The sequence below is a fragment of the Lactobacillus sp. YT155 genome (assembly GCF_030504545.1).
In the GTDB taxonomy this organism is placed as follows: Bacteria; Bacillota; Bacilli; order Lactobacillales; family Lactobacillaceae; genus BQUT01.
In genome coordinates this window covers 1-23,396 of record NZ_JAUKWP010000001.1, presented here as the reverse complement: position 1 = coordinate 23,396, position 23,396 = coordinate 1, and the positions used below count along the sequence as shown (strand labels likewise).

Genomic DNA, 23,396 nt, shown 5'->3' with positions numbered 1-23,396 from the left:
ATGACGAAATAAAATCTAAAAAATGGTATCATTTAAACAATATATTTAGGAGAGTCTAATTTATGAAAAAAAGAGGTTTTGAAGTCGTTTCAAAGTTCCAAGATGCTGGAATTAATTTGCCAGTGAGACAAACCAAGGCAGCAGCTGGTTATGATATTGAATGTGCAGAAGATTTTGTTGTTCCTTCAATTTGGAAAAGCAAAGTTGCTCAATTCATTTACTCAGCTCAGACTGCAATCTTTAAGGATGAAAAGATCAAAGAAGAAGCTCAAAAAGAATTAAAACCAGTCCTAGTACCAACAGGACTAAAAGCATACATGCAAGAAGACGAAGTTTTAATGTTAGTTAGTCGCTCTAGCAGCCCTTTAAAAAGAGGATTAGTGCTTCCTAATTCAATGGGAATCATTGATGCCGATTACTACAATAATGATAAGAATGAAGGGGAAATTTTTGTACAAATGGCCAATTACTTCCCATTCGATGTTCATTTGAAAAAAGGTGAACGAATTGCTCAAGGTATTTTTACAACATATCTAAAAACAGATGATGATGCTGGTGGTGTAACTACTCGTGATGGTGGTTTCGGATCATCTGGTAATTAATAGGAGGAATCTTTTTGGCCAAAGTTAAAACCCAATTTGTTTGTCAAAATTGTGGTTATGTTTCACCCAAATATCTCGGACGTTGTCCTAATTGTGGTGCTTGGAATCAATTAGTTGAAGAACGAATTCAAGATGAAACATTAAGCACAAAGGCAACGCCAAGTCGTAGAGAAAATTCGAAAAATATTGAACCCGAGCCAATTACAAAAGTAACTTTCCAAGAAGAAACTCGAGTTAAGACTGGTATGTCGGAATTAAACCGTGTCCTTGGAGGCGGAATTGTTCCGGGTTCTTTAGTGTTGATTGGTGGCGATCCTGGTATTGGAAAGTCAACGCTCTTACTACAAGTATCAGGGCAACTTCAACAGACTGGTGGGACAGTCTTGTATGTGTCTGGTGAAGAGAGCGCTTCACAAATTAAAATGCGTGCAGATCGGCTAGAGGTTAGTGGTGATAATCTTTATATCTATCCACAAACCGATATGTCTGAAATCAGAAATGCAATTAATGACCTCAATCCTGATTATCTAATTATTGATTCGGTTCAAACGATGGATGAACCAGAAATTACCTCAGCTGTTGGGAGCGTTTCGCAGATTCGGGAGGTAACTGCTGAATTAATGAATATTGCTAAACAACAAAACATTACCGTGTTTGTTGTTGGACATGTTACTAAAGGTGGAGCGATTGCTGGACCAAAAGTTTTGGAACACATGGTTGACACTGTTTTGTATTTTGAAGGTGACAATCATCAGAGTTATCGAATTTTACGTTCGGTGAAGAATCGTTTTGGTTCAACTAATGAAATTGGTGTTTTTGAAATGCAAGAAGAAGGGTTAGCTCAAGTTGATAATCCTTCAGAGATTTTCTTAGAAGAGCGTTTAGCAGATGCTAACGGTTCAGCAGTAGTGGTTTCTATGGAAGGAACTCGTCCGATCTTAGTTGAAGTTCAGGCCTTGATTAGTCCAACAGTCTTTGGCAATGCTAAAAGAACAGCTTCGGGATTGGATAGTAACAAAGTAGCCTTAATCATGGCAGTTTTAGAAAAACGTGCTAATATCTTATTACAAAACCAAGATGCATATTTGAAGGCAACTGGTGGTGTGAGATTAGATGAACCGGCAATTGATTTGGCTATAGCGATGTCAATTGTTTCTAGTTATAAAAATCAGGGTATTGCCTCATCAACCTGTTTTGTCGGCGAAGTTGGATTGACTGGAGAAATTAGAAGTGTTGATCGAATTTCTCAACGAGTTGCCGAAGCAGAAAAACTTGGTTTTGAAAAGATTATGATTCCTAAAAATAATTTGAATAAATGGAGTCCTAATACTAAAATTGAAATTATTGGTGTAAGCACCATTGCAGAAGCTATTAAAAAAATATTTTAAAAGAAAGGAGGACAATATTAGATGAAAAAACGTGTTATTAGAATTTTGACAGTCTTTGTAGGAATTGGTATTGGAGCTGCAGTTCTACCATTACTATGGATGCAATTTAACTTAACATACACATGGCTAAATCTTGGAATCGTCAACGCACTTATTGGAGCCATCATTTTTTATTTGATTTCATTGATTATTACCAATCCTATCATCAGTATTGTCGATCGCGTGGAAAAGCGATTAAACGAATTAAGTACCAGTTATTTAGTGTTTGGAATATTGGGATTAATTGTTGGTTTAGTTTTAGCTAACATTATTTCAATTCCTTTGTACAGTCTGAGAGGTCCTATCTTTAGTATCGCTATTCCAGTCATCTTAATGGTAACTTTTGGATACTTAGGATTCCGAGTGGGAACAAGAAGAATTGGTGATTTGACCAAAGCATTCACAAGTCGTAAAAAAACCGAAAGTGAAGATGTTGGCGAAATCATCAAGCCTGTAGAGAAGAAAGACTTCTATCAATACAAGATTCTTGATACTTCGGTGATTATCGACGGTCGAATTTATGCGATTGCTAAAACCGGTTTTCTTGAAGGAACTATCTTAGTACCTAACTTTGTGGTGCATGAATTACAATTGATTTCTGATTCAACCGATGCGCTCAAACGTGAACGTGGACGTCGGGGATTAGATATCTTAAATACAATGCGTGCTGATAAAACTATCAATATGGAGAGCTATGAAGGTGACTTCGATACCATTGCTGAAGTTGATATGAAACTCTTGAAATTAGCTAAAACAATTGATGGTATCGTTATTACTAACGACTACAACTTAAATAAAGTTAGTGAATTCCAAAAAGTTCCAGTTCTGAATATTAACGAATTAGCTAGAACCTTGAAGCCAACGGTTATTCCTGGTGAGGAAATGAAAGTTACAGTTATTAAAGAAGGTACCGAACGTCAACAAGGTGTGGCGTATCTTGAAGATGGAACCATGGTCGTAGTTGAAGACGGTAAATTCTTTATTGATAAAGAATTAGAAGTAATTGTAACCAGTGCTTTGCAAACGGATGCTGGTAGAATGATTTTTGCGAAACCAAAACATTCAACTAAAGGTATTAACGGGAAAAAAGACGACAATCAAAAGAACAATAAAAAATAAATAAGGGAAGTATTAATTTTGACTGACAAAATTAGAGTAAGATATGCACCTAGTCCAACAGGACATTTACATATAGGTAATGCACGTACTGCATTATTCAACTATTTATTTGCTCGTCATAACAAGGGCAAGTTCATTATTCGAATTGAGGATACTGATACAAAGAGAAACGTAACTGATGGAGAAAAATCTCAACTGGAAAACCTTAAATGGTTGGGAATGGATTGGGATGAAGGTCCAGATGTTGGTGGAGACTTCGGACCATATCGTCAATCAGAAAGAAAAGATATCTATGTTAAATACATCAATGAATTATTGGAACGTGGTTTGGCATATGAATCTTATCTGACCGAAGATGAACTTGAAGCCATGCGTGAAGAACAAAAAGCTCGTAGCGAAATGCCTCACTACGAATATGAATACGCTGGTATGAGTGATGATGAAATTGCTAAAGTTCAAGCTGAGAAAAAAGCCGCTGGTATCACTCCAGTAATTCGTTTTAGAATTCCTGCTGACACTGTTTATGAATTTGACGACATTGTTAAAGGAAATATCAGTTTCGATTCTGATACTATCGGTGGCGATTGGGTTATCCAAAAACGTGATGGAATGCCTACTTATAACTTTGCGGTAGTAATTGATGACCATTTAATGGAAATCACTCATGTCCTTCGTGGTGATGATCATATTGCTAACACACCTAAGCAATTGATGATTTATGAAGCATTCGGTTGGCAAGCACCTAAGTTTGGTCATATGACACTTATCATCAATACTGAAACTGGTAAGAAGTTGAGTAAGCGTGATGAATCAATTCTTCAATTCATTGAACAGTATAAAGAATTAGGATATTTGCCAGATGCAATGTTTAACTTCATCGCTTTACTAGGTTGGTCTCCAGTGGGAGAAGATGAAATATTCAACCGTAAAGAACTAATCAAGATGTTTGATGAAAAACGTTTGAGTAAGTCACCGGCGAAATTTGATCAAAAGAAACTTGAGTGGGTCAATAACCAATATGTTAGAAAGACTGACTTGAGTACCTTAACTGACTTGTCATTGAATGATTTGATTAATGATGGCTTAGTTGAAAAGAATCCAGATGCTAAAACCATTCAATGGATTCGCCAAATGGTAAGTCTCTTCACTGAACAAATGAGTTACACAGCTCAAATGTCAGAATTTGGATCAATCTTCTTGAAAGAACCAGAAGCTCTCAGTCAAGAAGCACTTGATGAATTGGTGGCAGATGATGCTAAACCAATGCTAGAAATTTTCAAGACAAAATTGAGTGAATTAGAAAGATTTACCGCACCTCAAATTATGCAAGCAATTAATGATACAAAAGAAGAAAGTGGCGTTAAGGGACGTAAGTTATTTATGCCTGTTAGAATTGCTACTACTCAATCAATGCATGGCCCAGGAATTGCAGAGGCAATTGAGTTGCTAGGAAAAGAAAAAGCAATTAAACACTTGGAACATACATTAGGACAATTTTAGAGTGTAATAAAAAAGAGTGACTTCTTAGAAGTCACTCTTTTTATTTTGTTCTTTTATAGTACGGTTTAAACTTATGATTAAGTTTACAAAGATAATTCTAGTTTTTTTTGTTAGAATATAACCATTGAATCAAGTCTAGGAGGACCGTTAATGAAAATCTACAATACAATGACCAATCAAATTGAACGCTTTGTTCCTAAAGTTGCTAATCAAGTGTCAATGTATGTCTGTGGTCCTACTGTTTATAACTACATCCACATTGGAAATGCTCGGTCAGTGGTAGCCTTTGATACCATCCGTCGTTATTTTGAATATCGTGGATATCAAGTGAACTATATTTCTAACTTCACTGATGTTGATGACAAAATGATTAAACAAGCAAAAGCTGACGGAATTACTGTGCCTGAATTAGCCGATAAATATATTGCTGCTTTCATGGAAGATACTCAGGCTTTGAATGTTCAACCAGCGACGAAGAATCCACGTGCTACTCAATATATTCCTAAGATAATCGATTTTATTGCTGACTTAATTGCCAAAGATTATGCCTATGAAGTTAATGGGGATGTTTATTATCGTGCCCGAAAGTTCGCTAATTATGGAGAACTTTCTGGACAAAATATTGATGACCTTGAAGAAGGTGCGAGCCAACATGTTACTTCCTCAGAATTAAAAATCAAAGAAGATCCCATTGATTTTGCTCTCTGGAAAGCAGCTAAGCCAGAAGAAATTAGTTGGGATTCTCCTTGGGGGAAAGGGCGTCCGGGTTGGCATATAGAATGTTCAGTAATGTCAACGGATTTATTGGGTGATAATTTCGATATTCATGGTGGCGGACAGGATTTGGAATTCCCTCATCATGAAAATGAAATTGCTCAAAGTGAAGCTAAGACCGGACAGAAGTTTGCCAATTATTGGATGCATAATGGATTTGTCACTGTTGGTGCAGATGCGGAGAAAATGAGCAAGTCGTTGGGAAACTTCATTACGGTTCATGAATTGATTAAGACCGTTAATCCTCAAGTAATTCGTTTCTTTATGGCCACAACTCACTATCGTCGTCCTTTGCAGTATACTGATGAGAACATTGAGGATGCCAAAACAAACTTAAATCGTATTAAAACTAGTTTTAATAATTTAAATTATCGTCTACAAAACGACACTAATGATAGTTCTGAGAATCCGGAACTAAAAACCAGTGTTGGTGATATTAAGTCGGCATTTGTCGAAAGTATGGATGACGACTTCAATGTGCAAAACGGAATCACTGCTATCTATGATTTAGTGAAAATTATCAATAATTATCTTGAAGAAAACAAAGTTGCTGTTGGGGACTTAGAATTCTTGAAGGAAACACTATTAGACTTGACTGGGGTCTTTGGAATTGAGTTGACTGAAGCAAGTGATGTAGATGCGCAAATTAAAGAAATGATTACAGCTAGAGATGCTGCCAGAGCAAATAAAAATTTTGCTGAGAGTGATCGAATTCGTGATGAATTAAAGGCACAAGGAATTATTCTTGAAGATACTCCCAATGGAACTCGTTATCACAAGGAAGAAAATTAATGAATATATATGAACAATTAAATGGAGTAACTTTAGCTTACTTGGGTGATGCGGTGTATGAAGTGTATATCCGAAAATACTTGTTGAGTAAGGGAATAACTAAGGTTAACGCACTTCAAAAAAACGCTACAAACTATGTTTCGGCAAAAGCTCAAGCAGCCTTAATCATGATCATGGAAGAGCAGGATTTTTTGACTGAGGATGAATTGGCCGTTTATAAAAGAGGTCGTAACGCTCGCGTGAATACCAAGGCCAAGAATACCAGTATTGTGACTTACCATATGTCAACAGGGTTTGAAGCGGTCTTTGGCTACTTATCATTAATGGAACAAAATGATCGCCTTGATGAACTAGCTAATTGGTGTATTGAAAAAGTCGAAGCAGGTGCAACGAAGAACTATCATTTAAATTAAAAAGAGTTAGGTGAGAAAATGGAAAAAGATATCAATCGTGATGAAACAGCTGAGTTCATTTTTGGCATTCATGCTGTTATGGAAATCCTAAATAGCGATGATGCAAGTCAAAGAGTAAACAAAGTTTTCTTACAAAAAGAACTTCATAGTGAACAACTATCGAGAATCTTCAAAGCTGCTAAAGGTAATAAATTAGTAATTCAAGAGGTGCCTAAGAACAAACTGGATAACTTAACTGACAACGGAAATCATCAAGGTGTTGTCACTAGTATTTCAGCTTATGAATATGCCCAACTAGAAGATATTTATGAATTAGCAAGTAAGAAGAATGAGGATTTGTTTGTCTTAGTATTGGATAGTATTGAGGACCCTCATAACTTAGGTTCAATTTTGCGAACAGCAGATGCAGTTGGTGTCCACGGAATTATCATTCCTAAGCATCGCGCGACAGGGTTAACGTCAGTGGTAGCCAAAACTTCCACTGGAGCAATCGAACATGTTCCAGTAGTTCGAGCAACCAACTTAGTTAATACGATTAAGAAACTTAAAGAAGAGAAAAACATGTGGTTCTTCGGAACTGATATGAATGGTGAAGATTTCACTAACTGGAATGCCAAAGGCAATGTGGGACTGGTCATTGGTAACGAAGGAAAAGGAATTTCGCCAGTAGTTAAAAAACAAATGGATCAAATGTTGACGATTCCAATGGTCGGACATGTCCAAAGCTTAAATGCATCTGTAGCGGCAGGTGTTCTGATGTATCAAGGTTTCAATTCCAGAAGAAAATAAAAAGACAATCTTAGGATTGTCTTTTTTATTTCTTAAAATGTAATTCAGTTAATTCACCGAGGTTAGTGGTATTGACTAATTTTAATTTTTTAAAGTAGTCACCAGGTTCAAACAAGCGCTTACCATTTCCTAACAAGAACGGAGCAATTTGGATTTGCCATTCGTCAATTAAATCAGCCTCAATTAATGGTTGAACGATGGGGCCACCGCCAACAATCCAAAGATCTTGCCCCGCAAGTTCTTTTTGTTGGTTGATGAATTTAGCTACGTCACCTTTGACTACAGTGGCATCGTCGAGACTAGCTTGAGAGTGACTGAAAACAAAAATTTTTTGTTCTGGATAAAATGGTTCACCGTCAAGAATCTTCTTGGTTTCTTGGTAGGTGTTGTGTCCCATTACTAAAGTATCAACATGAGAAATGAAATCCTCGTAAGTTGATTTTCCTTGTAAGTCGCTGTTCAACAACCAATCAAGATTATCCTGCTTATCGGCTAAGTAACCGTCGAGACTAATTGCCCCATAAAAAAGAACTTTTCGCATAGTGAGCTCCTTTTGAATTAATAAATTCATGCTACCTGTTTATTTTAAAAAATGAAAGTTATTAGATTCTGTAAAAACGTGTTTGCTTTTCATGAAAAAGTATATAAAAGCAGTCTAATAACACAAAAATCAAGTGTCTAATAAACATTCGTTCGCTTAATAGTTACTGGATTTATGTGTATTTTTAAAATATTAAGTGTGAAAGGGAAAAACATGGAAAATAATTTTGATGATTTAGAATTGGTAAACCAAGTGAAGTATGAGAATAGTTCCGAAGCTTTAAGAATTTTGTATCACAAGTTTTTGCCTATCACAGAATCGATTATGAATCGATACTTCATCAGAGATTTTGATGAAGATGACTGGCGACAAGAATTTCTAATCGTGTGCCATGAAACTTGTTTTCGTTATAAAGGAGAACAGGGTTCAAAGTTCGGTAACTTCTATAAGATGAGATTGGAGAATCATGCCCGTAGTTTATTACGACGTGAGTTGGCATTGAAAAGAAGAATTAATAAAGAGGCTAGTTCCTTTGAAGGAACGGTTATTGCTGATGCTTTTGATGGTAGGTTTGTCGGCTCAAACAAAGGTGCCAATACTTTTAGCAGAAAAATTGATTTAACAGAATTTTTTAAGCAACTGAATTATACTGAACTTGAAGTTTTTAAAATGTTATTAGGACAACAAAAAATGGAAGATATTGATGCTAGTATTAATCAAATTCGTTCGGCATTGTATAAATGTAAAAAGAAATTGCGACTCTATCTAGCTAATTGACAACTGTGCCAATCCCGGCTATACTTATTGTTTGTTAATAAGTGTAGGAGTGATATTATGGGATTAAGAAAAATAGCATTAGCCTGCAGTGTTTGCGGTTCAAGAAATTACACTGTAACTGAGAATCCTGCACGAACAGATCGATTAGAAGTTAAGAAGTTTTGTAAGCACTGTGGTAAACACACAATGCATAAGGAAACTAGATAAGGTAATTGAGGGTAATAATAAAATGAGATTATTTAAATTTTTAGGTAGTGTAAAAGATGAAATGAAACTTGTCACTTGGCCAACAGCCAAAGAAACTCGTCGTGATTCATGGACTGTTATCATGACTTCACTTATGTACGGAATATTCTTTGCTGCTATTGATGCGCTTATCTTGCTTCTAATTAATAACTTTGTTTCTAAATAATTTGAAAAAAAATAAATTTTTGGTAATATTGTCTTGTTAGAGAAAAACCTTGTAACCGAGGTTTTTTTATTTTGTTTAAAAATAGGAGAACATTTATGGCTGAAGAAACATTGAAACAATGGTTTGTTTTACATACTTATTCTGGATATGAAAATAAAGTTAAAGAAAATATCGAATCCCGTGCAACATCAATGGGAATGGAAGATCATATTTTCCGTGCTATCGTTCCTGAAGAAGAAGAAACAGAAACAAAAAATGGTAAAACAAAAACCGAAATGAAGAAGACTTTCCCAGGATATGTTCTGGTAGAAATGGTAATGTCTGATGAATCATGGTTCGTTGTTCGTAATACTCCAGGTGTTACTGGATTCGTTGGTAGTCACGGTGCCGGAAGTAAGCCAGCTCCATTATTGCCAGATGAAGTAGATAACATCTTGCACAGTGCTGGATTAAGTAGAAGAAACCATGACACTGACTTCTCTGTTGGTGAAATGGTAACTATCGTTGAAGGAGCTTTCTCAGGATTAACTGGAAAAGTTACTGAAGTTGATGACGAACATATGAAGTTAAAGGTAGAAATCGATATGTTTGGTCGTTTGACTAACACCGAATTAGACTACGATTTTGTTGATAAACAATAGTAATTAATCATATTGAAAATCAACTTCTACCGTGTTAAACTATTAAAGTGCGTTTTAGGCGCACTGTGGGAGAGGAAATTGTGATCCTCATTAAAACCACATCACGGAACAAAGGAGGTATGTACCGTGGCTAAAAAAGTTGCAAACATTGTTAAATTGCAAATTCCTGCTGGACAAGCAACTCCAGCTCCACCAGTTGGACCTGCTCTAGGTCAAGCTGGTATCAATATCGTTGCTTTCACAAAGGATTTTAATGCAAGAACAGCTGATCAACCTGGAATGATTATTCCTGTTGTTATCACTGTGTACGAAGATCGTTCATTTGATTTCGTAACTAAAACTCCTCCAGCCGCAACATTATTAATGAAGGCTGCTGGTGTTAAAAAAGGTTCTGGAAATCCCAAAACTGAAAAAGCTGCTAGCGTGACAAAAGATCAAGTTCGCGAAATTGCAGAAACCAAAATGAAAGACCTAAATGCATCAGATGTTGAATCTGCAATGCGTATGGTTGAAGGTACTGCGCGTAGTATTGGATTTACTGTCGAAGGTTAATTCAAAAGTATTGTCGTAGTTTTACAAGATATGTGAAAACATTTCTAACAAGTGGGAGGAGTAAAACTCCATTAGACCACAAAGCAAGGAGGAACTTAGCATGCCTAAGCATGGTAAAAAATATATCGAAGCAGCAAAAAAAGTAGATGCTGATAAAACATATTCAGCTACAGAAGCTGCAACATTACTAAAAGAAATTGATTTTGCAAAATTTGACGCATCAGTTGAGGTTGCTTTCAACCTTAACCTTGATGTTAAACAAGCAGACCAACAATTACGTGGAGCAATCGTGTTACCAAATGGTACCGGTAAAACTCAAAAAGTGATTGTGTTTGCTGAAGGAGACCAAGCAAAACAAGCAGAAGCTGCTGGTGCAGATTTTGTTGGTTCAGATGATCTTGTTGATAAGATCAAAGATGGTTGGTTTGATTTTGACGTTGTTGTTGCTACACCACCAATGATGGCTAAAGTAGGACAACTTGGACGTGTACTTGGACCTAAAGGTTTGATGCCAAACCCTAAGACCGGTACAGTTACAATGGACGTTGAAAAAGCTGTTAATGATATCAAAGCTGGACAAGTAGCTTACCGTGTTGATGCTAATGGATTAATCCATGCACCAATCGGAAAGATTTCTTTCGAAGCTGATAAGTTAGCAGAAAACTTCAAAGCAATGTATGACGTAGTTGTAAAAGCTCGTCCTGCATCACTAAAAGGTACTTACATTAAGAGTATCAATATGACATCTACTTTCGGTCCTGGTCTTACAATTAACCCAGAAGCCTAAGAAATTAGATTGACTTGAAGTTAAATTAGTGATAATTTATTAATATTAATTCTACCGAAGACTCAGGTGACGAAAGTCTTAATAACCTGCCGAGGCCAGTTTATCGATGATAACTCTGTGCCCTTGGGCGCGGAGTTTTTTATTATCTCGGGTTAAATCCTCAAGTAGAAAATAATAAAATCAAGCGTGATGAGTACCGGAAAAATTCTGGTAATCGGAGCGCGTTTATAGGAGGTAAAACATTTGAATAAAGATATCATAGCTAAAAAAGAAGCCGCTGTTGATGAAGCAGCAGAAATTCTTAAGAATGCAAAATCAGTAATCATTGTTGATTATCTTGGTTTAACAGTTGCTGAAGTAACTGAAATGCGTGCTGAATTACGTCAAAGCGAAGCATCAATGCAAGTTATCAAGAACTCAATCTTGAAACGTGCAGCTGAAAAAGCTGGCTTTGATGGTTTGGAAGACAAATTCTTAGGACCAACAGCTATCGTATATTCTAACGAAGATCCTGTTGCTCCTGCTAAGATTGCTGACAAATATGCAAACGAAGTAGAAGCAATGGAAATCAAAGGTGGAATGATTGAAGGTAAAGTTTCAGAACTTGCTGACATTCAAGCACTTGCAAAACTTCCATCACGCGATGGACTATTGTCTATGTTGGTATCAGTACTTCAAGCTCCTGTCAGAAACGTTGCTTATGCAGTTAAGGCAGTTGCTGATAGTAAAGATGAACCTGCAGCATAATTTATAAATTAAAAAAATAACATTTTCTAAAATGGAGGAAATTAAAAATGGCTTTAGACACAAGCAAAATTATTGATCAATTAAAAGACGCTTCAATCATGGAATTGAGCGAATTAGTTAAAGCAATCGAAGAAGAATTTGATGTAACAGCAGCAGCTCCTGTAGCTGCAGCTGGTGCAGCTGACGCTGGTGCAGCAGCTGCTAAAGACGAATACGATGTTGAACTTTCTGAAGTGGGTGGCGAAAAAGTTAAAGTTATCAAAGCTGTTCGTGAAATCACAGGTCTTGGTTTGAAAGATGCTAAAGACTTAGTAGATAACGCACCATCAGTTATCAAAGACGGTGTAGCTACAGACGCTGCTGAAGAAATGAAAGCAAAACTTGAAGAAGTTGGCGCTACAGTTAACCTTAAATAATTAAATTAAAAAGCCTTGTTAAAGGCTTTTTTTGTTGTCTAATTTCTAGTAAACTGAAGAGAATAGACAAATTGGAGAGAACTTTTGGCAGAACAATATTTTGAAACAAATCCAAATTCAGAACATAATATTAAAGAATGGAAGTTTACCTTACTGGATAATGAACTGAAATTCCAAAGTGATAACGGTGTTTTTTCCAAGAACACCGTTGATTTTGGCTCACGAGTTTTAATATCAGCCTTTGATGAATCCGTTATACCAGAAGGTGAGATTTTGGATTTAGGTTGTGGCTATGGACCAATTGGACTCTCAATTGCTAAGAAATTTCCCGACCGTCAAATCACGATGTCCGATGTTAATGAGCGGGCTTTAGAGTTGGCAAAGACGAATGCTGAACTCAACGACATTGAAAATGTTGAAATAATTGAATCTTCGGTATATGACAAGATTTCAAAGAAATTCGCGGCTATTCTAACTAATCCACCGATTCGTGCAGGTAAAGAGATTGTTTCCGCGATGGTCAGTGATGCCAGCAAGCACTTAATTGATGGTGGTTCAATCTGGGTGGTAATTCAGAAAAAACAAGGAGCACCTTCGGTTAAAAAACTTATGCAAGAAACTTTTAACAATGTCGAAGTTGTAAAGAAAGATAAGGGATATTATATCCTCAAAGCCAATTATGAAAACTAATGAGATTTTTACTCCAGATGAACTGAAAAAATATATGAATGAAGCGTTACAATTGGCTAACTTTGCCAAAGAAACACGTGAAGTGCCAATTGGTGCATTGATAGTTGATAACGAAACCAAAGAAGTGATTGCTACAGGTTATAATCGTCGTGAAGAATTACAAGATGCAATTTTTCATGCGGAAATGGAAGCTATCCGACAAGCGTGTCAGGTGAAAGGAAGTTGGCGACTAGAAGATACTTCGTTGTTTGTTACTCTGGAACCTTGTCCAATGTGTGCGGGTGCAATTATCAATAGTCGCATTCCTAACGTGATTTACGGGGCCAAGGATCCTAAGGCTGGTTCGGTCGATTCAATTAATCATTTGTTAAATGAAGAGCGATACAATCATCAAGCAGATGTAATTTCAGATGTGATGGCAGATGAATGCGGCGGAATCTTGCAAGAGTTTTTCTCAGAAATTCGCCAAAAAAATAAAGCAAAAGATGGAAATTCTTAGTGTTTTTTGATACTATAGTATTTGCCGCAAGGCCATAGGCAATGATGCTCTTACGAATCGTGTCAGGTTCGGAAGAAAGCAGCACTAAGTAGGTTGCACCATGTGCCTTATGTTTAGAAATTAACACTCTTAGCCCAAACGGCTAGGAGTTTTTTATTTAGCTCAAGTAAAGTATAATTATCTTATTAGATTATTTAAGGAGTCATTAGATGGCATATCAAGCATTGTATCGAGTTTTTCGTCCCCAAGATTTTAGTAGTGTGGTGGGACAAGATGTAATTACCAAAACTTTAAAAAATGCTGTGGCAAACAAACGCACTAGTCATGCTTATCTGTTCTGTGGACCTAGAGGAACTGGGAAGACTTCATGTGCCAAGATTTTAGCAAAAGCAATTAATTGTTTGAATCCCAAAGATGGCGAACCTTGTAATGAGTGTGAAATTTGTCGTGATGCAAATGAAAACCGTCTAAATGATATTATCGAGATTGATGCCGCTTCAAATAATGGTGTTGAAGAAATTCGTGACATTCGTGATAAGGCAAAATATGCCCCAACGCAAGCTGAATACAAAGTTTATATTATTGATGAAGTTCATATGTTATCTCAAGGAGCATTTAATGCACTCCTAAAAACATTGGAAGAACCACCAGCTAAGGTTGTCTTTATTTTGGCAACAACGGAACCACAAAAATTACCAGCAACAATTATTTCTAGAACGCAACGCTTCGATTTTCGCCGTATTAGTAAAAGTGAAATTATCAGTCGCTTGGAATTCGTTTTACAAGATCAAGATGTTAAATACGATTCGCAAGCAATTGAAACGATTGCGGTTGCTGCCGAAGGTGGAATGCGTGATGCTTTAAGCATTGCTGATCAAGCCATTTCTTTTGGTGACAATGAATTAACCTTGGTTAATGCCTTACAAGTTACTGGCTCACTAAGAAATGATCAATTACTAGATTACTTTAAAGATATTGCTAATCATGACACTGCCAGTGCTTTGAAAAAGTTAAATGATATCTTGATTTCTGGACGTTCAGCACAACGCTTAACTGAGAGCATCATCACTTTATGTCGTGATTTGATTCTAGTTAAATCAGGAAACTCTGATGAAGTCTCACAAGCAACTATGTTAAATGAGCTCAATGATATGCAAAATGCTTTCACCCAAGACCGTTTATTTAAAATTGTTGATACTGTTTCTGATACCCAAAAGAACTTGAAGAACTCTAATCAAATTGATATTTATTTGGAAATTATGACGGTGAAATCTTGTGAAGAAATCAGTGAACAAGTTGAGACTACTCCAGTTGAATCACCACAATTACAATCACAAATCAGTAGTTTAGAAAAACAAATTGAACAGCTTCAAGAACAAGTTAAACATGCGCCAGTGGCAACTCAAGCAGCACCGGTTGCAAAACCAAAGACTAAGACTAAAAAAGCTAAGGTTGTTAACAAGACTGCTGTCTTCACTATCTTAAACGGTGCTACAAAAGATGATCTCAACGAAGTTAGAGATATTTGGCCTGATATGATGCAGATGTTGCCAATTACTCAACAAGCGATGATGAATGTCTCTAAGCCAGTGGCAGCTAGTGATAATGGGATTGTGGTTTCATTTGACTATGCGCTATGGTTTGAAAAAGTCACCCAAGATCAAGAGTTGTTAGATACTCTAAAAGATAATTTAGGCAAACTCACTAAGAAAAATCTTGATATTGTTCCAGTTGCCGAAAGTCAGTGGCCTGATATTCGAAAAGAATATCTTCAAGAACATCAAGATGAGATGACTAGTGATGAAGAAACCCAAGACCAACCAGTTGCCGAAAAAGAAGAAACTAAAGCAGTTAGTTTAGCTGAAAATCTTTTTGGAAGTGACAATATTACTATCAAGGAAGACTAGGAGAAATATATAATGAAAAAAATGCCCGGAATACCTGGTAACATGCAACAAATGATGAAGCAAGCTCAACAAATGCAAAAACAAATGACTGAAGCTCAAAACGAAATTGACGCTCAAATTTTCACTGGCGTTGCTTCCGATGATTTAGTCAAAGTAAGTATTAATGGAAAACATGAAGTAACTGACTTACAAATTGATCCAAAAGTTATTGATCCAGAAGATCCAGATATGCTTCAAGATTTATTAATCATGGCAATTAACGATGGTGAACAACAAATTGCTAAAACCACCGAAGAAAAACTAGGAAAATACACTAAAGGACTATAATTATGCAATATCCAACACCAATTGCTAAATTGATTGACAGTTTTATGAAGTTACCGGGAATTGGTAAAAAAACTGCTACTCGTTTAGCTTTTTACACATTAAATATGGATAAAGAAACCGTAGATGACTTTGCAGCAGCTTTGCAAGATACTAAGAGCAAGCTCAAGTTTTGTTCAATTTGCGGAAATATTACCGAAGACGATATTTGTGATATCTGTAAAGACAAGAGTCGTGATCAATCCACCATTCTAGTGGTTGAACAGGTAAGAGATATCATGGTCTTCGATGAGATGAACACTTATGATGGGTTGTACCATGTTTTAGGTGGAGTAATGTCACCAATTGATGGTATCGGACCAGATGAGTTAAATATCAAACAACTATTAAATCGTTTGAAAGATAATTCGCAAGTCAACGAAGTTATCATTGCTACTAACGCAACTCCAGATGGCGAATCAACAGCTATGTATCTTTCAAAACTAATCAAACCGGCAGGAATCAAAGTGACACGATTGGCACACGGATTGTCGGTTGGTGCAGATATTGAATATGCTGATGAAATGACATTACAAAGAGCCGTTTCAGGACGAAGGGAGTTATAGGGATGTTTGGAAAGAAGAAAGATTATAAACAACAAGAAGACAGTCGCTTACTTGCTGATATTAATAAAGTACAAGCAAGACTTAATAACCTCCATGCAATTCAAGACCATGCTGTCGATATTTCTCAGGAATCGTTGGTAGATTTGAAAACACAGGAAGCTAAATATCGTTTCTTATATCGACAAGCTCGCTTACAAAAAGTAAAAGCAAATATTCAGTAAGTTCTCAAGAAATTAAATAAAAAAGATTTTAAAGGATATGTATTTAATACATATCCTTTTTAAAGTAAAATGGTAAGTATATGAAAGAGGTATTATTTTATGAGTGGGGTTTTTATTTCGTTTGAAGGTCCTGATGGAGCTGGAAAAACTACAGCATTGAATGCGGTTCTACCGGAACTTCAAAAGAGAGCAAAGAAAGAAATTGTAGCAACACGTGAACCGGGTGGCTCACCAATTGCTGAGAAAATTCGCGATTTGATTTTAGATGTTAAGAACTTAGAAATGGATGACCGTACCGAAGCGTTATTATATGCTGCTCAGCGTCGTCAGCATTTAATCGACATTATTTTGCCAAATCTTGAAGCAGATAAAATTGTTATCAGTGATCGATTTGTTGATTCTTCAATCGCTTATCAAGGTGGTGGACGTCAAATTGGTGTTGACGCAGTTACCAGTATCAATGATTTTGCGATTGAAGGAACTATGCCAGAATTAACAGTTTATTTTGATGTCCCTTCTGAAGTGGGATTAGATCGAATTAAATCAAATCGTTCTGGCACTGAAGATCGTTTAGAGAAAGAAAAAATTGAGTTTCATCAACGAGTTCGTGATACTTACATGAAACTTCAAGAGCAAAGTCCTGATCGGATTCAAGTAATTAATGCCAATCAAGATACATTACAAGTTGCTCAAGATGTATTAGAATTAATCATAACCAAATTTCCAAATCTTTTTAACTAGGAGGACGATATCATGAAAATGATCGTTGCAATTATTCAAGACAAAGATAGTGCTGAATTGGGGGATGCTTTCACTAACGCTGATGTGCGTGCTACAAAATTGTCATCAACCGGTGGTTTTTTAAGAGCAGGAAATACAACTTTTCTAATTGGTGTTGAAAATGAAAAAGTCCAAGATGTGTTAGATATTATTAAAGAAACTTCACATGCTAGACAAGAATTCATGACTCCACCAATCAGTATGACTGCTGATGCAGCTATTCAAGCTCCAATTGAAGTCCAAGTTGGAGGAGCAACTGTGTTCATCCTTCCTGTTGAAGGTTTCCACAGATTCTAAAGGAAAACTAATGTCATTAGATACAAAAATTGTGCAAGAGTTTCAACAAATTTTGAATTCAAACCGCCTCAACCATGCTTATTTGTTTGAGGGTGGTAACTATAAACAACGCCATGAATTGGCGTTATTTTTGGTGAAATCACAATTTTGTCCGAATTTACATGACAATTTACCTTGTCTAGAATGTAGTGTCTGCCAAACGATTGATTTGAATGATAATCCTGATGTTTTGGAAATCAAAAACGATAAAAGAAGTATCGGTGTCGATGAGGTCAAAGATTACAAAAAAGCCATGTCAACTTCGACAACTCAAGGGGATGTCAAAGTTCTCATTATTAATGATGCTCAAAAGTTAACTGCTCAAGCTGCTAATAATTTATTGAAGTTTATTGAAGAGCCTGAGGGACAAGTATTGATTATTTTGTTGACTGATTCTAAGAATCAAATTTTGCCAACGATTTTATCACGTGTTCAGTCCTTTACGTTGTCGACTGATGATCAAAACAGTTTGGCAACCGAATTGAGTCAACAAGGCTTTTCGGAAAAGAACATGGCAATTGCCCAAGCGACGACGGAATTAAAAAATGTTCAAGAAATGTCTGATGAGGAATTTTCACACTTCTTGGAAGTGACAATTAATTGGTTCAAAAAATACGAAAATAATGACGCAATCGCCTTTATTGACGTACAAAGTAAAATCAAAAATCTAGTTGATAGCCGAGAAAAACAAGAATTATTTTGGAGTATTGTTGAAAAACTATTCAGTGATGAGCTATCATTTAAATATGATTTAAAAAAACAAGTCATTTTAGGAACTGATGTGAATCCTAACCTCACCGTACCTAAGTTAACACAACAAATCGACAGTTATCTTGGTACAGTGCAAAAATGGAAGAGCAATGTCAGTTTTCAAGCATGTTTAGAATCATTGACTTTGGACTAAATAAAAAAGGGAAAATTCTATGACACAAAAAGATTATTTTCTAGATTTTGAACAGTTGGTAAAACAAAGCAGTGAATTAAGTGAACGAATGAAAGAAATGCAAAAAGAGATTTCTAAGATTTTGGTTGAAAATGCGGAGCTAAAGATTGAAAACGAAAATCTTCGCGAAAAATTTAATAATAAAGATGAAAGTCTAAGTGATTTTTCCAAAGCTCATCAAAACTTAGAGAAGCTCTATGAGAAGGGCTATCACGTCTGCCAACCAATGTATGGTGCACGTCGAAAGGATGATGAGGAATGTGCTTTTTGCTTGGAAATCATCTATCGAACTAAGGATAATAGCAAAGTAAAGTGAGGGACAACGAATGAATGAACAAAAGAGTTTTCATGATAATTCATTTGGGTCTCTTTTTTTAGTTCCAACACCAATTGGTAACTTAGAAGACATGACCTTTCGAGCAGTGAAACAATTGCAAGAAGTTGATTTAATTGCAGCTGAGGATACTCGTAATACTAAGAAGTTACTCAATCATTTTGAAATAACTACGCAACAAACAAGTTTTCACGAACATAATAAGGCCCAAAAAATTCCTGAATTAATTGAGAAATTAAAAACCGGGATGGATATTGCTCAAGTGTCTGATGCTGGAACGCCAAGTATTTCTGATCCCGGCAAGGAACTGGTACAAGCAGCGATTGAAGAGAATATTTCAGTTGTAGCATTACCGGGCGCTAGTGCTTCAACTACAGCCTTAATTGCCTCTGGTTTAGAACCGCAACCGTTTTACTTCTATGGCTTTTTAACTCGTAAAGGAAAACAACGACAAGCTGAATTACTAGATTTGACTAATCGGCAAGAAACATCAATTATCTATGAATCGCCATTTCGAGTTGTGAAGACTTTGAACGACTTAAAAGAAATATTGGATTCTAATCGTGAAGTTGTAGCAGCTCGTGAGTTGACCAAAATTCATGAATCATTTGTCAGAGGGACAATCGAAGAAGTAAGTGATTATTTCGTTGAACATGAACCTAAAGGCGAATTTGTGATTTTGATTGCGGGTAAGGTTGAAGCAGAACTCGACTTGTCAGATCAAGAAATTGCTGCTAAAGTTCAAGCATTAGTCAATCAAGGACAAAAACCTAAGGATGCGATTAAAGAAGTATCTACATTAATCAATCAGCCAAAGAACAAAGTTTACGACATTTACCATGAATTATAAGGAGTTATTATGACAGCAAGCATCTATTCTGAAAAACATAAAGTACCATTCTTCTTCACCAATAAGAACGGTGAAATGAGTCTATCATCAGTTTTGAATTTAGGATTACTAGTTTCTGAGAATCAACTTAATTCGTTGAAGTTGGATGGAAACAGTATGGCTGAGAGAGGATTAGGTTGGGTGGTAACTCAATATCATATTGAAGTCACCAGAATGCCAAAAGTGAATGAAGAAGTTGAAATCTTCACTCAAGCAAAAAGTTACAATAAGTTCTTCTGTTATCGTGATTTTTGGATTGAAGATGAAGCCGGCAATGAATTAGTAAGAATTAATTCAATTTGGGTACTGATTGATCTAAAAGAACGTTCAGTGATTAAGGTTACTGCTGATGTTGTTGAACCATTGGGATCAGTTGAATTAAAAGGAATGGAAAAATTCCCTCGAGTTAAGAAGACTGACTTTACAGATAATCGACGTGAAATTCATATAGGCTACTACAATATCGATATTAATCAACATGTGAACAATGCTTATTACTTTGACTGGGCTTTAGATAACTTAGATATTGAATTCTTGAGCCAACATCAAATTAAGACCGTTGATATTAAATATGAAAATGAATTGGTTTACGGTGATACACCGGAATCATTTGTCAAAATTGAAGATGGTGAGGAGTTAACGACATATCATCGAATTCAAACAGAAGAAAACCGAAATGCAGACTTAAAGATAACTTGGCAATAGCCAAGTTATTTTTGTTTTAAAAAACTATTTGAAGTAGTACAATATGCTCAATTCATGTAAGGAGAAAATTAATGGGCTTTTTATTGTTTCTGTTTTTAACATTCTTGACATTTACATTTTTTAGAAATGTTGCTGGAATTGTTTTTCCAATCTTACTAGTAGTATTTCTGATTAGCTTTTTCTTCCGTTTCTGGTGGTTCTTCTTGATTGTGTTACCACTATTAGCTTTTTTATGGCCAAGAAGAAAACGTCAAGAAGTATATAGTGATAACCGTCGTAATCAAAACGACGATTATGATCACGATTTTAGAGAAGAATAAGATAAATTACCCGTGTTTTTGTGTTAACATGAAGTAGTTTTAAAATAATGGAGTAGGAAATAAAGCGTCAAGTGCTGATGGAACGGAATGTGAACATCGGACGAAGAGTTGGCTCGCGATTTTATTTCCGCATTCGCCACTTTTTTTGGTGGCAGCTCTGAAAAGGAGGTGTCCGTAATGAAAAATGTTGCAAAAACAAATTCTTTTCACGTTAGAGAATTGACGTGGCTTGCAGTATTAATTGCATTACAGATTATTTTGAATAAGTTGACTCTAGGTAACAATGTAGTAAAGGTAGGGTTCGGTTCGATAGCAACTGCTTTGATTGGTTATTACTTTGGACCGTTTAAAGCATTTATTGCTGCCGTATTATCAGATATCATTGCCAATACTATTTTCCCAGATCCAATGGGATTCTTCTGGGGATTCACTTTATCCGCAGGAATTGCTGGGATGATTTATGGGTTAATCTTATATCAAAAAAAGATTACGTTCTGGAGAATGTTGTTAGTAGTTGTTTTAATAGTAGTAATTATTAATATGTTCTTTACAACTCTCTGGATTAGTATGATGGGATCGTCTGATCTTAGTAAAATTCCTGATCTGTTTATAAAGATGTTCTTCATCCGATTGCCAAAAGAATTGATTACCATTCCGATTCAAACAATTCTTTTGTGGTTAGTACTTGGATGGGTTGATCGTTCAAAGTTTAATCGAATTAAATAGAAGGCCAAGAGGCCTTTTTTATTTACTTAATTTTTCTATAAGCATTGACTAACCTAGACAATTCATGGTTTAATTAATTACATAAGTATGCTTTATATTTATGAAAACTAATATCTCAAACAGTGGAGGAGATGGGGAATATGAAAAAAAGAACGTCTATCTTACTGACTGGATTAATTACAGTCGGAACTTTGACGCCCGTTTTAAATGTTTTAGCGACTGATCAAGTCCTAAATGACACAACACCTAAGACAGGTACTGTTGTTGATGGTGACAAAACACCAGGTGCTACTGATGATACAACTAATAATGATGATCAATCAGTAGATCAAAAAGATAATGGTGGTTTATTGGATGCACCAGCTATCCAAAAAGACACTCAAAAAGAAAAAGCACCTTTAGTTGGTGCTAACATTTCTGTATCAACACCAGCAGAATTGGCTGCTGCTGTTTCTGCTGCTACATCTGATACAACTATTACTTTATCAAGCAGCTTCCCAACTTCAATTCCAGCCACAACTGAATTGAAGACAACAAGTACTGCCAAAGTTACAATCGATGGTGGAAACAAAACGTTGACACCAGGTGGCGACTTCATAATGTTCAACCTAAGAATTTTTACTGGTGGTTCATTGACATTCCAAAACATCAACTTTGATGACAGCGCTAATCTTTCTAATGCTAGAGCACTTACTGTTCTTGATAATACTGGAACTTTGAATGTTGATAATGCTAAATTCAGCAATTTCTCAAGTTATGATGATGGTGCTGCAATTTACTTCTTTGGTAATACTAATATTACTAATTCGACTTTTGAAGGTAACTCAGTTTTTGGACCAGGATATTCTGGTGGAGCTCTTGCAAGTAAATCAACTTTTGGTAGTTTCAAGCTAAGTAACTCTAGATTTATTGGTAATCATACTGATGCACTAGGAACTACTGTCGGTGGAGAAGGTGGAGCGGTTTATATGTTCTCACCTAAAGCTGGAGCTTCCATTGAAATGACAAATAATTATTTTGAAGGAAATACAGCTGTAAAAGATGCTACCGGTGGAAATGTTAAATTAGCAGACGGTGGAGCTGTTGCTTTATTTAATGTTGTTGAAGGTAATAACATTAATATCTCTGGTAATACCTTTAATAAGAATATTGCTGCAGATGATGGTGGAGCAATGTTGATTCAAACAAACTCTACGATTACTGGTGGCATTAATGTTGCTAACAATACATTTGTTGGTAATGAAGCTTACGGACGTGACTTATCTGTCAACAGTGGTGGAGCTATTCAGTTATATGCTAATGGTGCATTGACTGCAAAACAAACTGCTTTGGTTAATTTCACTAACAACACCTTTGTTGGAAATACAGCAAAATATGATGGTGGAGCCATTGGTGGATTTGGATACGGACTTAACTATTCTGCTGGTGCATATAAAGGTAATATCTTTGTAAATAACACGGCACAAAAGAACAACGTTGCTGATAGAACAACTAATGTTCCTGGAGCAGGTGACTTAGGAAATAACATTGGTTACGATAATGGAACAGCTAACACAGTTGATCCTGTGACTGTCTTTGGACAGTTCGCACCTGCATTAGTTCCTAACTATTCAGGAATTAAAGCTGGAACATCAAAAGATGCGCAAGTAATTCCATCAATTCCAGTTGTACCAGCTAAAGATGCTGACAACAAGATGACTGATGTTCTAACTTCAGTAAGTGACCAAAGATCATTTGGTAGAGCATTACCATCAGATATTGGTGCTATAGAAAATAAATGGGTTAAGTATGACAGTAATGGTGGTACTTTTGAATTAGGAGCAGATTT

Annotated in this window: 30 protein-coding genes, 1 other RNA gene, 1 pseudogene, 1 riboswitch and 1 other annotated feature; of the genes and pseudogenes, 31 read left to right on the top strand and 1 reads right to left on the bottom strand. The window is 36.0% G+C overall.

The features are described 5' to 3' along the window. The first annotated feature begins 62 nt into the window (after positions 1-62). From Q2T76_RS00160 to rlmB, 7 genes are all read left to right on the top strand, one after another. Positions 63-602, top strand: coding sequence for a dUTP diphosphatase (locus tag Q2T76_RS00160; protein ID WP_302082957.1), 540 nt, complete (start codon positions 63-65; stop codon positions 600-602). Positions 603-616: 14 nt separating this feature from the next. Further along, positions 617-1,990, top strand: coding sequence for a DNA repair protein RadA (gene radA, locus Q2T76_RS00155; RefSeq protein ID WP_302082956.1), 1,374 nt, complete (start codon positions 617-619; stop codon positions 1,988-1,990). Positions 1,991-2,011: 21 nt separating this feature from the next. Continuing rightward, on the top strand, positions 2,012-3,148 hold the full coding sequence (locus tag Q2T76_RS00150) for a PIN/TRAM domain-containing protein (protein WP_302082954.1): 1,137 nt from the start codon (positions 2,012-2,014) through the stop codon (positions 3,146-3,148). Between the two features lie 15 nt (positions 3,149-3,163). Then, the gene (gene gltX / locus Q2T76_RS00145) at positions 3,164-4,648 is read left to right on the top strand and encodes a glutamate--tRNA ligase (protein WP_302083878.1); all 1,485 of its coding nucleotides are present in this window, start codon (positions 3,164-3,166) and stop codon (positions 4,646-4,648) included. Between the two features lie 150 nt (positions 4,649-4,798). After that, the gene (gene cysS, locus Q2T76_RS00140; protein WP_302082953.1) at positions 4,799-6,214 is read left to right on the top strand and encodes a cysteine--tRNA ligase; all 1,416 of its coding nucleotides are present in this window, start codon (positions 4,799-4,801) and stop codon (positions 6,212-6,214) included. Continuing rightward, positions 6,214-6,627: a Mini-ribonuclease 3 gene (locus Q2T76_RS00135; RefSeq protein ID WP_302082951.1), complete on the top strand. Its 414-nt coding sequence runs from the start codon at positions 6,214-6,216 to the stop codon at positions 6,625-6,627. The genes cysS and Q2T76_RS00135 overlap by 1 nt, the downstream gene beginning before the upstream one ends. Before the next feature lie 18 nt (positions 6,628-6,645). Further along, positions 6,646-7,416: a 23S rRNA (guanosine(2251)-2'-O)-methyltransferase RlmB gene (gene rlmB, locus Q2T76_RS00130; RefSeq protein ID WP_302082949.1), complete on the top strand. Its 771-nt coding sequence runs from the start codon at positions 6,646-6,648 to the stop codon at positions 7,414-7,416. Between the two features lie 25 nt (positions 7,417-7,441). On the opposite strand, the gene Q2T76_RS00125 is transcribed toward rlmB, so the two are convergent. Further along, the gene (locus Q2T76_RS00125; RefSeq protein ID WP_302082947.1) at positions 7,442-7,957 is read right to left on the bottom strand and encodes a dihydrofolate reductase family protein; all 516 of its coding nucleotides are present in this window, start codon (positions 7,955-7,957) and stop codon (positions 7,442-7,444) included. 213 nt (positions 7,958-8,170) lie between these two features. Here Q2T76_RS00125 and Q2T76_RS00120 point away from each other — a divergent pair, with 213 nt between their 5' ends. The 24 genes and pseudogenes from Q2T76_RS00120 to Q2T76_RS00005 all read left to right on the top strand — a co-directional run. Further along, positions 8,171-8,734, top strand: coding sequence for a hypothetical protein (locus tag Q2T76_RS00120; protein ID WP_302082946.1), 564 nt, complete (start codon positions 8,171-8,173; stop codon positions 8,732-8,734). Between the two features lie 57 nt (positions 8,735-8,791). Further along, the gene (rpmG, locus tag Q2T76_RS00115; RefSeq protein ID WP_302082944.1) at positions 8,792-8,941 is read left to right on the top strand and encodes a 50S ribosomal protein L33; all 150 of its coding nucleotides are present in this window, start codon (positions 8,792-8,794) and stop codon (positions 8,939-8,941) included. Between the two features lie 22 nt (positions 8,942-8,963). Then, the gene (secE, locus tag Q2T76_RS00110) at positions 8,964-9,146 is read left to right on the top strand and encodes a preprotein translocase subunit SecE (RefSeq protein WP_302082943.1); all 183 of its coding nucleotides are present in this window, start codon (positions 8,964-8,966) and stop codon (positions 9,144-9,146) included. A gap of 95 nt (positions 9,147-9,241) precedes the next feature. Then, the gene (nusG, locus tag Q2T76_RS00105) at positions 9,242-9,787 is read left to right on the top strand and encodes a transcription termination/antitermination protein NusG (RefSeq protein ID WP_302082941.1); all 546 of its coding nucleotides are present in this window, start codon (positions 9,242-9,244) and stop codon (positions 9,785-9,787) included. Between the two features lie 126 nt (positions 9,788-9,913). Further along, positions 9,914-10,339 carry a 50S ribosomal protein L11 gene (gene rplK, locus Q2T76_RS00100; RefSeq protein ID WP_302082939.1) on the top strand — a complete coding sequence of 142 codons (426 nt, stop codon included), beginning with the start codon at positions 9,914-9,916 and terminating at the stop codon, positions 10,337-10,339. A gap of 100 nt (positions 10,340-10,439) precedes the next feature. Next, positions 10,440-11,126: a 50S ribosomal protein L1 gene (rplA, locus tag Q2T76_RS00095; RefSeq protein WP_302082938.1), complete on the top strand. Its 687-nt coding sequence runs from the start codon at positions 10,440-10,442 to the stop codon at positions 11,124-11,126. A 36-nt stretch (positions 11,127-11,162) separates the two neighbouring features. After that, positions 11,163-11,276 (top strand) — a sequence feature (ribosomal protein L10 leader region). Between the two features lie 93 nt (positions 11,277-11,369). Continuing rightward, positions 11,370-11,873 carry a 50S ribosomal protein L10 gene (gene rplJ / locus Q2T76_RS00090; RefSeq protein WP_302082936.1) on the top strand — a complete coding sequence of 168 codons (504 nt, stop codon included), beginning with the start codon at positions 11,370-11,372 and terminating at the stop codon, positions 11,871-11,873. Between the two features lie 47 nt (positions 11,874-11,920). After that, positions 11,921-12,289, top strand: coding sequence for a 50S ribosomal protein L7/L12 (gene rplL / locus Q2T76_RS00085; RefSeq protein WP_302082934.1), 369 nt, complete (start codon positions 11,921-11,923; stop codon positions 12,287-12,289). An 84-nt stretch (positions 12,290-12,373) separates the two neighbouring features. Beyond that, positions 12,374-12,979, top strand: a complete 606-nt coding sequence (locus Q2T76_RS00080) for a class I SAM-dependent methyltransferase (protein ID WP_302082932.1) — start codon at positions 12,374-12,376, stop codon at positions 12,977-12,979. Further along, positions 12,969-13,478 (top strand): nucleoside deaminase, encoded by a 510-nt coding sequence (locus tag Q2T76_RS00075; RefSeq protein WP_302082931.1) that lies wholly within the window; start codon positions 12,969-12,971, stop codon positions 13,476-13,478. Before Q2T76_RS00080 ends, Q2T76_RS00075 begins: the two co-directional genes overlap by 11 nt. Before the next feature lie 30 nt (positions 13,479-13,508). Beyond that, positions 13,509-13,596, top strand: an RNA gene (gene ffs, locus Q2T76_RS00070) — signal recognition particle sRNA small type. A gap of 91 nt (positions 13,597-13,687) precedes the next feature. Then, the gene (gene dnaX / locus Q2T76_RS00065) at positions 13,688-15,385 is read left to right on the top strand and encodes a DNA polymerase III subunit gamma/tau (protein ID WP_302082929.1); all 1,698 of its coding nucleotides are present in this window, start codon (positions 13,688-13,690) and stop codon (positions 15,383-15,385) included. Between the two features lie 21 nt (positions 15,386-15,406). Continuing rightward, on the top strand, positions 15,407-15,712 hold the full coding sequence (locus tag Q2T76_RS00060) for a YbaB/EbfC family nucleoid-associated protein (protein WP_302083876.1): 306 nt from the start codon (positions 15,407-15,409) through the stop codon (positions 15,710-15,712). Positions 15,713-15,714: 2 nt separating this feature from the next. Next, entirely contained in the window at positions 15,715-16,314 is a 600-nt protein-coding gene (gene recR / locus Q2T76_RS00055) for a recombination mediator RecR (protein ID WP_302082927.1), read from the top strand. Positions 16,315-16,316: 2 nt separating this feature from the next. Further along, the gene (locus Q2T76_RS00050) at positions 16,317-16,535 is read left to right on the top strand and encodes a YaaL family protein (RefSeq protein ID WP_302082925.1); all 219 of its coding nucleotides are present in this window, start codon (positions 16,317-16,319) and stop codon (positions 16,533-16,535) included. A 99-nt stretch (positions 16,536-16,634) separates the two neighbouring features. Continuing rightward, positions 16,635-17,276: a dTMP kinase gene (gene tmk, locus Q2T76_RS00045; RefSeq protein WP_302082924.1), complete on the top strand. Its 642-nt coding sequence runs from the start codon at positions 16,635-16,637 to the stop codon at positions 17,274-17,276. Between the two features lie 12 nt (positions 17,277-17,288). Beyond that, the gene (locus Q2T76_RS00040) at positions 17,289-17,612 is read left to right on the top strand and encodes a cyclic-di-AMP receptor (protein WP_302082922.1); all 324 of its coding nucleotides are present in this window, start codon (positions 17,289-17,291) and stop codon (positions 17,610-17,612) included. A 10-nt stretch (positions 17,613-17,622) separates the two neighbouring features. Further along, positions 17,623-18,555, top strand: a complete 933-nt coding sequence (locus Q2T76_RS00035) for a DNA polymerase III subunit delta' (protein WP_302082920.1) — start codon at positions 17,623-17,625, stop codon at positions 18,553-18,555. 19 nt (positions 18,556-18,574) lie between these two features. Further along, positions 18,575-18,910, top strand: coding sequence for an initiation control protein YabA (locus Q2T76_RS00030; RefSeq protein ID WP_302082918.1), 336 nt, complete (start codon positions 18,575-18,577; stop codon positions 18,908-18,910). 10 nt (positions 18,911-18,920) lie between these two features. Beyond that, positions 18,921-19,778 carry a 16S rRNA (cytidine(1402)-2'-O)-methyltransferase gene (rsmI, locus tag Q2T76_RS00025; protein WP_302082917.1) on the top strand — a complete coding sequence of 286 codons (858 nt, stop codon included), beginning with the start codon at positions 18,921-18,923 and terminating at the stop codon, positions 19,776-19,778. A 9-nt stretch (positions 19,779-19,787) separates the two neighbouring features. Next, positions 19,788-20,522 (top strand): acyl-[acyl-carrier-protein] thioesterase, encoded by a 735-nt coding sequence (locus Q2T76_RS00020; RefSeq protein WP_302082915.1) that lies wholly within the window; start codon positions 19,788-19,790, stop codon positions 20,520-20,522. Between the two features lie 71 nt (positions 20,523-20,593). Continuing rightward, positions 20,594-20,842 (top strand): hypothetical protein, encoded by a 249-nt coding sequence (locus tag Q2T76_RS00015; protein WP_302082913.1) that lies wholly within the window; start codon positions 20,594-20,596, stop codon positions 20,840-20,842. A gap of 46 nt (positions 20,843-20,888) precedes the next feature. After that, positions 20,889-20,983: riboswitch (THF riboswitch) on the top strand. 36 nt (positions 20,984-21,019) lie between these two features. Beyond that, positions 21,020-21,568 carry a folate family ECF transporter S component gene (locus Q2T76_RS00010; protein WP_302082912.1) on the top strand — a complete coding sequence of 183 codons (549 nt, stop codon included), beginning with the start codon at positions 21,020-21,022 and terminating at the stop codon, positions 21,566-21,568. A gap of 140 nt (positions 21,569-21,708) precedes the next feature. After that, positions 21,709-23,396, top strand: a pseudogene (locus Q2T76_RS00005) (hypothetical protein); the annotation flags it as partial.

Excerpts from the sequence above, each read along its gene's own strand:
- secE (WP_302082943.1), top strand. The coding sequence starts at position 8,964 with ATGAGATTATTTAAATTTTTAGGTAGTGTAAAAGATGAAATGAAACTT.
- Q2T76_RS00050 (WP_302082925.1), top strand. The coding sequence starts at position 16,317 with ATGTTTGGAAAGAAGAAAGATTATAAACAACAAGAAGACAGTCGCTTA.
- rpmG (WP_302082944.1), top strand. The coding sequence starts at position 8,792 with ATGGGATTAAGAAAAATAGCATTAGCCTGCAGTGTTTGCGGTTCAAGA.
- Q2T76_RS00075 (WP_302082931.1), top strand. The coding sequence starts at position 12,969 with ATGAAAACTAATGAGATTTTTACTCCAGATGAACTGAAAAAATATATG.
- Q2T76_RS00030 (WP_302082918.1), top strand. The coding sequence starts at position 18,575 with ATGACACAAAAAGATTATTTTCTAGATTTTGAACAGTTGGTAAAACAA.
- Q2T76_RS00060 (WP_302083876.1), top strand. The coding sequence starts at position 15,407 with ATGCCCGGAATACCTGGTAACATGCAACAAATGATGAAGCAAGCTCAA.
- Q2T76_RS00120 (WP_302082946.1), top strand. The coding sequence starts at position 8,171 with ATGGAAAATAATTTTGATGATTTAGAATTGGTAAACCAAGTGAAGTAT.
- Q2T76_RS00040 (WP_302082922.1), top strand. The coding sequence starts at position 17,289 with ATGAAAATGATCGTTGCAATTATTCAAGACAAAGATAGTGCTGAATTG.
- rlmB (WP_302082949.1), top strand. The coding sequence starts at position 6,646 with ATGGAAAAAGATATCAATCGTGATGAAACAGCTGAGTTCATTTTTGGC.
- Q2T76_RS00150 (WP_302082954.1), top strand. The coding sequence starts at position 2,012 with ATGAAAAAACGTGTTATTAGAATTTTGACAGTCTTTGTAGGAATTGGT.
- Q2T76_RS00020 (WP_302082915.1), top strand. The coding sequence starts at position 19,788 with ATGACAGCAAGCATCTATTCTGAAAAACATAAAGTACCATTCTTCTTC.
- Q2T76_RS00125 (WP_302082947.1), bottom strand. The coding sequence starts at position 7,957 with ATGCGAAAAGTTCTTTTTTATGGGGCAATTAGTCTCGACGGTTACTTA.
- nusG (WP_302082941.1), top strand. The coding sequence starts at position 9,242 with ATGGCTGAAGAAACATTGAAACAATGGTTTGTTTTACATACTTATTCT.
- Q2T76_RS00160 (WP_302082957.1), top strand. The coding sequence starts at position 63 with ATGAAAAAAAGAGGTTTTGAAGTCGTTTCAAAGTTCCAAGATGCTGGA.
- cysS (WP_302082953.1), top strand. The coding sequence starts at position 4,799 with ATGAAAATCTACAATACAATGACCAATCAAATTGAACGCTTTGTTCCT.
- Q2T76_RS00010 (WP_302082912.1), top strand. The coding sequence starts at position 21,020 with ATGAAAAATGTTGCAAAAACAAATTCTTTTCACGTTAGAGAATTGACG.
- rplL (WP_302082934.1), top strand. The coding sequence starts at position 11,921 with ATGGCTTTAGACACAAGCAAAATTATTGATCAATTAAAAGACGCTTCA.
- Q2T76_RS00035 (WP_302082920.1), top strand. The coding sequence starts at position 17,623 with ATGTCATTAGATACAAAAATTGTGCAAGAGTTTCAACAAATTTTGAAT.
- rsmI (WP_302082917.1), top strand. The coding sequence starts at position 18,921 with ATGAATGAACAAAAGAGTTTTCATGATAATTCATTTGGGTCTCTTTTT.
- Q2T76_RS00015 (WP_302082913.1), top strand. The coding sequence starts at position 20,594 with ATGGGCTTTTTATTGTTTCTGTTTTTAACATTCTTGACATTTACATTT.
- rplA (WP_302082938.1), top strand. The coding sequence starts at position 10,440 with ATGCCTAAGCATGGTAAAAAATATATCGAAGCAGCAAAAAAAGTAGAT.
- dnaX (WP_302082929.1), top strand. The coding sequence starts at position 13,688 with ATGGCATATCAAGCATTGTATCGAGTTTTTCGTCCCCAAGATTTTAGT.
- recR (WP_302082927.1), top strand. The coding sequence starts at position 15,715 with ATGCAATATCCAACACCAATTGCTAAATTGATTGACAGTTTTATGAAG.
- tmk (WP_302082924.1), top strand. The coding sequence starts at position 16,635 with ATGAGTGGGGTTTTTATTTCGTTTGAAGGTCCTGATGGAGCTGGAAAA.
- Q2T76_RS00135 (WP_302082951.1), top strand. The coding sequence starts at position 6,214 with ATGAATATATATGAACAATTAAATGGAGTAACTTTAGCTTACTTGGGT.